General features: G+C 50.3%; 6 protein-coding genes. All 6 read right to left on the reverse strand.

Annotation, left to right across the window (positions count from 1 at the left end):
- Positions 1-13 precede the first annotated feature (13 nt).
- Positions 14-1,987 (reverse strand): hypothetical protein, encoded by a 1,974-nt coding sequence (locus tag C3F13_15870; GenBank protein PWB50978.1) that lies wholly within the window; start codon positions 1,985-1,987, stop codon positions 14-16.
- A 175-nt stretch (positions 1,988-2,162) separates the two neighbouring features.
- Positions 2,163-3,185, reverse strand: a complete 1,023-nt coding sequence (locus C3F13_15875; GenBank protein ID PWB50979.1) for a histone deacetylase — start codon at positions 3,183-3,185, stop codon at positions 2,163-2,165.
- Between the two features lie 85 nt (positions 3,186-3,270).
- Entirely contained in the window at positions 3,271-3,942 is a 672-nt protein-coding gene (locus C3F13_15880) for a 1-acyl-sn-glycerol-3-phosphate acyltransferase (GenBank protein PWB50980.1), read from the reverse strand.
- A gap of 2 nt (positions 3,943-3,944) precedes the next feature.
- On the reverse strand, positions 3,945-4,874 hold the full coding sequence (locus tag C3F13_15885; protein ID PWB50981.1) for a diacylglycerol kinase: 930 nt from the start codon (positions 4,872-4,874) through the stop codon (positions 3,945-3,947).
- Positions 4,874-5,617: a hypothetical protein gene (locus tag C3F13_15890; GenBank protein ID PWB50982.1), complete on the reverse strand. Its 744-nt coding sequence runs from the start codon at positions 5,615-5,617 to the stop codon at positions 4,874-4,876. Before C3F13_15890 ends, C3F13_15885 begins: the two co-directional genes overlap by 1 nt.
- Positions 5,618-5,768: 151 nt before the next feature.
- Positions 5,769-7,688, reverse strand: a 1,920-nt coding sequence (locus C3F13_15895) for a hypothetical protein (protein ID PWB50983.1), incomplete at its 5' end; no start/stop codon positions are given.

The following is a 7,688-nucleotide window of genomic DNA, read 5'->3' on the forward strand; positions in this document are numbered from 1 at the left end:
TTCTTATAATCGTCTAGTAAGTCCAATCATCTTCCCAACCGCCGCGTTTTCGCTTTCGCTTTACCACGGTAATATCCCGGTCAGGATCATACTCAACTTCCACGAATTTCTTCTTCTTTTTCTTCTTCTTACCTTTTTTATCAAGATCCTCTTCGTCTTCCTCTTCCTCAGTTTCCGTCTGGACGCCGAGGATTTCTGGACGTAAAGTGAAGATCTCGTTGAAATCGACTACTTTTTCTGGTTCACCTTCGGTTACTTCACCACTCACCGCTGGAACTGGCTCTTCAGCACTGGCAACAGGCTCAGAAATTTCTTCAACTACTTGTGCACCTGCTTCAACAGGTTCAGCAGCCTGAAGCTCTTCAACTTCAGCTGGCTGTTCAGGAACAGCGGCAACTTCAATTTCCGGTAAAGCTTCTTCAACTGCAACTTCAACTTCGGGCTCCGCTGGAGCTTCAGTTACTACCTCGACAACTTCCGGTTCCGGTGCTGGGAAGGAAATCGTGGTCAGTTTTTCCTTGATTTCTTCCATGGCTTTCGGACCGATGCCACTGATCCCCAAGACGGCATCTTCGTCTAATGCCAGCTGGAACATCAAATCTCCGATCGTCTCGTATCCAGACGAACTGAGTAGATCGTAGATACGGTCAGACAAGGCCAGGTCTTCCAGTGACATCGCAAATGCTGCAACCGGTATCTTAGAACGAATATCCTTTCGACGGGCTTCATCCGCCAGCTTTTCTGCAGTCCGACGATGAATCACACCACGCTCAACCCGATCAACGAATTGACTCAAGATTTGATATTCTTCAGGGGTGATGGGTCGCCCTTCCGCCTTCTTAGTCAGGATGACCTCGATCCTGGGGATGTTCTCCACTTCTGTTTCTGCCATGAAAACAAATTCAACGTCGCTTTGCAGCCTGTGAACCGCATCACCCGCAGCTTCTAGCAGGGATTTAATGTCAATTCTCCAGCCCGTCAGCTTGGCTGCCAGGCGAGCATTTTGACCATCGCGTCCAATCGCCAGGCTAAGCTGGTCATCCATCACTACGACTGTAGCGGTTTTCGTGCCTTTGGCGTGTTCATTCAAGTACACACCCGTCACCCTGGCTGGGCTTAGCGCCTTCGCGATGTAAGATGATGGGTCCGTGTCATATTCGATGACATCGATTTTTTCGTCGTTTAATTCGCGCACGATCGCCTGGATACGTACTCCCCGAATGCCAACACAGGCACCCACGGGATCAACTGCGGGTTGTAAAGCAGCTACGGCCACCTTGGAACGTTGCCCGGGTTCCCTGGCAATCGATCGGATTTCCACTAATCCATGGTAAATCTCGGGGACTTCGTTCTCAAGTAGACAGCGCAGGAAATTCCTATGCGAACGCGACAATACAATTTGAGGTCCACGTGGAGTTTGCTTTACCTCTAGCAGCAACGACTGGACACGGTCATGCACTCTGAAATGCTCACCATTTATCTGCTGATTTCGGGGGAGGACGCCTTCCGCTTTCATGTCCAATCCAAGGGTGACTTGCTGCGGGGTGACTGCCTGGACCACACCACTGACGATCTCACCCACCTGCTTGGCGTAATATTTCATCTGTGAATCACGCTCAGCTTCTCGAATGCGTTGTTGGATCACCTGGCGTGCAGTTTGAGCAGCCACGCGTCCAAAATTGTTAGGCGTCGTTTCACAAACGATCATTCCACCCAGTTCAGCATTAGGGTCCAATTTTTGAGCCTGCTCGAGAGTGACCTCTGTGCGGTCATCCTGCACGCTATCAACGATCTCTTTTTCAGCATACACCGTAACTTCGCCAGTCTCAGGGTTGATCTTGGCTTCAACCAGTTGCGCCTGGGAGGCGTTCACTGCCCGGCGGTATGCAGAAACCATCGCTGCTTCGAGGGCTTCCAGGACAACGTTTTTCGGAAGTCCTTTCTCCTCAAGCACCTCATTAAATGCCAACATGAACTCGTTTTTCATTCCTTAATTATCTCCGAACAAAAAAGACAACGGGATTGGCCTTATACGCAAGAAAAGTGGGGGCTGCCCACTTTTCAACGTCGCCACTATCTATACCTCTACTGTCATAATTTTAGCACGGATATTACCGGATTGCAAGGTTACAGGTATCAATTAATTATATATTCATCTATATTTACAACTCCCAGATCGATTTTGCACGTTCTACGACGTACTTCCAGGCAGTATTTTCTCTATATGGACAAGGGTATGGGTCTTCCCAGGCTTTCCCGAGCAAGGCATTGGTCACGGCCAGGCTGCACGCACTGGCAGCCTCCAGGTCATAGCCTCCCTCCAGGAACAGGCTGACTTTCCCTTCACAGTGCAAATCTGCCCAGATGCACAATTTTCTGATCAGTTCCGCATACCCGTTGGCTGTTAATAACAGCTGTCCAAGCGGGTCCAGCCAATGTGGATCGAAACCATAACTGACCAGCAGCATTTGGGGCTGTTTACGCTCAAGCAGCGGCAGGATCAGCTGATCCATTATGGCCTGGAATGCTTCATCACCTGAGCCAGCAGGTAGCGGGAAATTCGCTGTCCATCCTTCGCCATCCTGCTCTCCGATATCCTCCAGCTGGCCAGTTCCTGGATAAAACGGTGATTGGTGGGTTGATAAATAGAAAACATCATCTCTCATCCAGAAGCTGTCCTGCGTCCCATTCCCATGATGCAAATCCAGGTCGATTATTGCTAGCCGGTCAATCGAATAATTGCTTACCAGGTGCTCAGCTGCAATGGCGACATTGTTTAATAAACAAAAACCCATTCCCTGCCCATGCATGGCATGGTGACCTGGTGGTCGGGTCAACGCAAAGCCCCGCCTGGCTTTTCCTTCCCAGGTACTCACAGCCACAGCAGCTGCGCCACCAGCTGCCTGTCGAGCGAGCTTCCAGGAAGCCACAGTCGTGTAGGTGTCCATATCCAAATGACCCGCTCTCTTGCAGGTTAGCTGCAACAGGTTCAGATACGCCGGTGAATGAACAGATGTGAGGATCTCATCAGATAGTGCAAGCGGTTCAAGCTTCGGGTACCCTTCCCATATTCCCGCCTGGATAAAAGCCTCCCTGATGGACTCTACTCGTTCAGGGCGCTCAGGATGTCCTGCTTCATGGTGAGCTTCATGCCCTTCTGGATAGAAAAAGACGATGTCTTCCATTTTCCTTCCAGTTTCAACTACTATAACCTACCTGTGGCTTGATCGTATACTGCTAATCGGATCCATCTGGAATATACATAATTGTCTATGCGAAATCAATATAATCCGTGGAGTATTTCGAAAAATCTGCATAATGACCCCGATATTCCTCAGGCAGCAAGTCCGCCAGCTGATACATAATCTCATCGACCATTTTTTGGCGGAGCGTCTGGCTTAACCGTGTTTCAGGAAACCTCAGCCTGAACAGCTTACCCACCTTGATATTAAAATCAGTCCTTTTCAGCCTGTTGATATTTTCTCGAAATCTCTCACTTCCATAATAAACCATGGGTAGGATGGGAGTGTTGTTATGGTGCGCTAGCAAGGTGATTCCCGGCAACCCACGCCCCATCTTCCCCGTTCCGCTGCGCGTCCCCTCCGGGGTGATGGCCAGGATTTTCCCCTGGTCCAGAGCTTCTAAGGCCTTTCTAAACGCAGTCGTATCAGCTTCACCACGCTGAATTGGTATTGCTCCCCACAAATCGAATAGCAGTCCCATCAAAGGGTTATCCCAGGTTTCAGCCTTGGCGAAACCAGTCACCTGCCTGGGTTGCAGATGGGTGAATACCAGCGGTACTTCCATAAAATTGATGTGATTACAAGCAATAATAAGCGGTCCTTCCTGGGGTACCTTCACCAGCTGGCTATCATCTACATCGCAGAGAATGCGGGTGAATCCCTTAATGGACGTATTGACGATATTGTAAGCAATATTCATGGCTACATAGCTGGCGCAATGATTTCCAGAGGACAGTGGATGATTTTTATTTCCAGCTCACTGCCGGCTGTACAGATCGTCTCACCATCTGCATGGGTTGGCAGTGTCCCTTTTTCTGCCTTGACATGGATTTTGGCTGCCCGTCCCGTCTTGATCTGCGGCTGAGTTGCCTGCGTCCCTTTCATAAACCGCGGGATCATAGTTAGGATTCCAATCCTGCTTAATTGGCCGGCGATACACAAATCCAGCAAGCCATCGCTGGTGTTGGCTTGAGGTGCCATCATGAAACCTCCCCCCATCCGCCTCCCGTTCATAATTGAAATCATCAATGATGGTTGGGTTATGACCGCATCATCATATTCGATACGGACCAGTGGTGCATTGAAAAAGAGAAAGATCGTTCGTAGGGCAGCCACCATGTAGTTCATGAAACCATGCAAGTGGGTTAACTTCATGGCTTCGAAGCCGACAACTGCATCAAAACCGATCCCGACCCCATTTCCAAAATACCTTCCCTGCGGATAATCGCCTCCCTTAACCAAACCAACATCCATCGGCTTGTGATCACCCTTCATAAAAACCTTGAATCCTTCTGGTAACCCTGGGGGGACACCGAAGCCGAAGGCGAAATCATTGCCCCTACCGATGGCAATGATGCCCATTTTTGTGTTCCGATATCCATTATCCCAGGCTTCCATCAGCCCATTCAATACCTCATTGGAGGTTCCATCCCCACCTGCAGCAATGACTATTCCGTGACCATCGGATGCTGCTTGTCTGGCCAGTAAGATTGCATGACCGACATACTCTGTCATAGCAATTTCACTTTGCGGCGCGTTCTCTTTAACCAGATTCTCGATTTCCGGCAAAACCTGCCGTCCATACCCTTGCCCGGCAATCGGATTAACAATGATCAGCGTCTTTTCAACCATTATGGACACACCTCAGGAATATTATCGTAGTTGAAGATCAAGATTGGGCTGCTGGCAAGCTGCTCAATGGTCCCTGATGTCTGGTAACAGGTATCCAGTTTAGCTTGCGACCATACCATGTCATATGTAACCCAATAAAAGGATCCAGGTTGCGTATTAAAGATGACCATGAAAGCATTGGGTCTTTCAACAGTCTCGATGATGATGCCTTTAACACATAGCGTCTGGCCCACGTCGGCGAGAGTGATCGTAAGTGCATCGCGGCACGCTGAAGCGGGTGGGGGCGTTGCTTCCACTTCCGTTGCGGTCGGTAAAACGACGTATTTTACTGTTGGTGTGCTGGATGGGCGTACCGTCGGGCTGGGTAGGCTGGTTTTCGTAGGTTGCACGGGTGTGTTGGTAGCTTGATAGACGGTTGGTTCAATCACCTGGTTGGGGGTGCCCTGGGGCTGAAGCAGCCCAGCCAGGCTTTGCTCAAGTATAGGGCGGCCAGGGCCTGCCAGCAAAAACCAGACAAGAATGATAATGAATAATGCCAGCAATACACCGACAACGACCTTCAGATTCACCTTCTCCATCAGGCTCTTCTCAGTGGGTGCAGTGCTGCTGGTCATCAGCATATCCGAGCGTATCGCTGAGACCAGGTTATCAGCACTCGGTTTCTCTTGTTTCTTGGCTTGCTCTACTTGCTTAAAATAATCAAAGGGCTGATTTTCGTCTTGATCAGGTGCCTTCTTTGCCATTGTTCGCTACTCTATTAATTTTGGTGGAATATTACCTAGTATAGCATAATCTTCCATACCAGGTAAAAAAAACCTGCGGGTGTTTCCACCCGCAGGTTTCACTTTATAGAGCTTCAATCTGTCTCTTGAGTATCAAGAGACATATATGAAGTTATTTCTTGGTGACGATAGGTAGATAGATTGTACCTGTGGGCAAAACCACAACCGGATGTGATACGGAGACGCATGGGAACAACCCGTTGCAAGCTTTCAGAGTAACCGTGAAAGTCCCGAACCTGTCGTATGTGTGATAGACATCGTCAATAGTACTCACGACCAGCTGGCTAGAGCCATCACCAAAGTTCCATGTGTACTCAGCAGGAGGAATACCTGCGAAGCTGAGATTCGTGAACCTGGTAGGTGTGCCAACCACTTCGGTTGTTGCAACAAATTCAGGAACAGGTGGCAGGAACTCATCCACGATGTGCAAGACAGCCGTAACAGCTTGTTGCCCAACGATTGGATCGTCCGTATCGATCATCAGAGTCGCTGTGTAGGTACCCAAAGTCATCGTGGGCAGTGCAGTGAAGGTTACATCGACATCCAACCCACTATCGGCAGCCAGGGTTCCCTCAACGGGATCTTCTGTTAGCCAGGGTACATCTTCGACAGCACAGTGACCTGCCCAGCGAAGGGCATTATCGAACAACAGTTTCTCATTGTCACCAGCCATGGAGCCCTGAACATTCAAACCGAGGTACACTCCGCGCCCGTCATCTCCAACCTCAACGTATGATATTGCGCGGTCGTTGAGTGATCCGAAGTATCCTGCCTTGGCAAGATTTGGATACGTGGCGTTCGTCAGGTAGCCAACTGCATCCTGAAACCAATCATATGCCCAGAAGCCTAACCCAGTCCAGGATGCTGGAAGCCCGCGCATGATGGGGTGCGATGGATCCATTACAACAATGTCGAGCGGAGTGCCTGAGGCTGCTGCTGAAAAAGTATCGGGGAAGTACTGCGGCCAGTCACCCTGTTCGATGTAGCCGAAACCATCCTCCATCCATGTCTGAAGATCGGTTCCTGGCAAGTTAGGAGTAGCCGGCGAGTGATCCATGATTACAACGGCACCGGCATTGCGAGCTTCCAGGACGCTATCAATCTCAACCCAGGGATAACCCAGTTCATCCAAAGTGGCACGTAGCGCTGACTGCTCAGGATCGGACCCCACCGTGATTGCAACCAGGCATTCACCGGTAGTTGTAGACTGAGAGGGAGTTACAGGGGCTTCGAGAGTCACACCACTAAGCGGAGAGCTATTACCAGCCGGTGCAGAAAATCCTGCTTTGGTGGAGACCGTGCCAGAAATTTCCCTGATCGCGAATGGTGTATCCACTGCACCCTCATTGGTCAGTGCCAAAACCTGCGTTTCTGAGCTACCTGATAACAACCAGGCATCCATTCGAACTGGCTCAGCGCTGACACAGGGTTGCAACAACCGTAAGTGGAAGTCCTGCGTGGTCGTCTGCTGTCCAACGATGATGACGCCCTCCATGTGCCCGGCTTCGTTGCCATCGTAGGTCACGTCGACGGAGAATGGTGAGTTGGCCTCATCTAGCCAGAAGGCGTACTTGCCAGTCGCATCGGTTTCGACCGTCCACGTACCACCAATAGCACCTTCGATAACTACTTCAGCTCCCTTCAATGGGATCATCTCGCCATCACAGTAGCCCAGACTGTAAACATAGCCTTCGAGTTTACCAAAGGTTGGCGGGGCATTGACATTCATCGTCACCAGAATGGCGATCTTTCCATTCTCAGGATCATTACTCATAACCTGAAGGGTTCCATTGTATGTGCCCGGTTGAGTCACTACACCTGCATCGAAGGTCACGTTTGCGACTTGTTCACCGCCGTCAGCTGGGATGGTTCCACTTGTTGGATTCTCATTCAGCCAGGGTATGTCACCACCACCGATCGGGAAGGCCAAGGCGTCGACTTCAGCACCACCGGGGAAAGCTCCAACCAGCGTCGAAGCACCAGTCTCCATGTCGATCACACGCAGCTCGCCTTGGGTGGTGTAGGCTGCCCA

This window comes from Anaerolineales bacterium, assembly GCA_003105035.1.
Classification (GTDB): domain Bacteria; phylum Chloroflexota; class Anaerolineae; order Anaerolineales; family UBA4823; genus FEB-25.

Coding starts and splice junctions, on each gene's coding strand:
- C3F13_15880 (PWB50980.1), bottom strand. CDS start 3,942: ATGAATATTGCTTACAATATCGTCAATACGTCCATTAAGGGATTCACC.
- C3F13_15890 (PWB50982.1), bottom strand. CDS start 5,617: ATGGCAAAGAAGGCACCTGATCAAGACGAAAATCAGCCCTTTGATTAT.
- C3F13_15870 (PWB50978.1), bottom strand. CDS start 1,987: ATGAAAAACGAGTTCATGTTGGCATTTAATGAGGTGCTTGAGGAGAAA.
- C3F13_15875 (PWB50979.1), bottom strand. CDS start 3,185: ATGGAAGACATCGTCTTTTTCTATCCAGAAGGGCATGAAGCTCACCAT.
- C3F13_15885 (PWB50981.1), bottom strand. CDS start 4,874: ATGGTTGAAAAGACGCTGATCATTGTTAATCCGATTGCCGGGCAAGGG.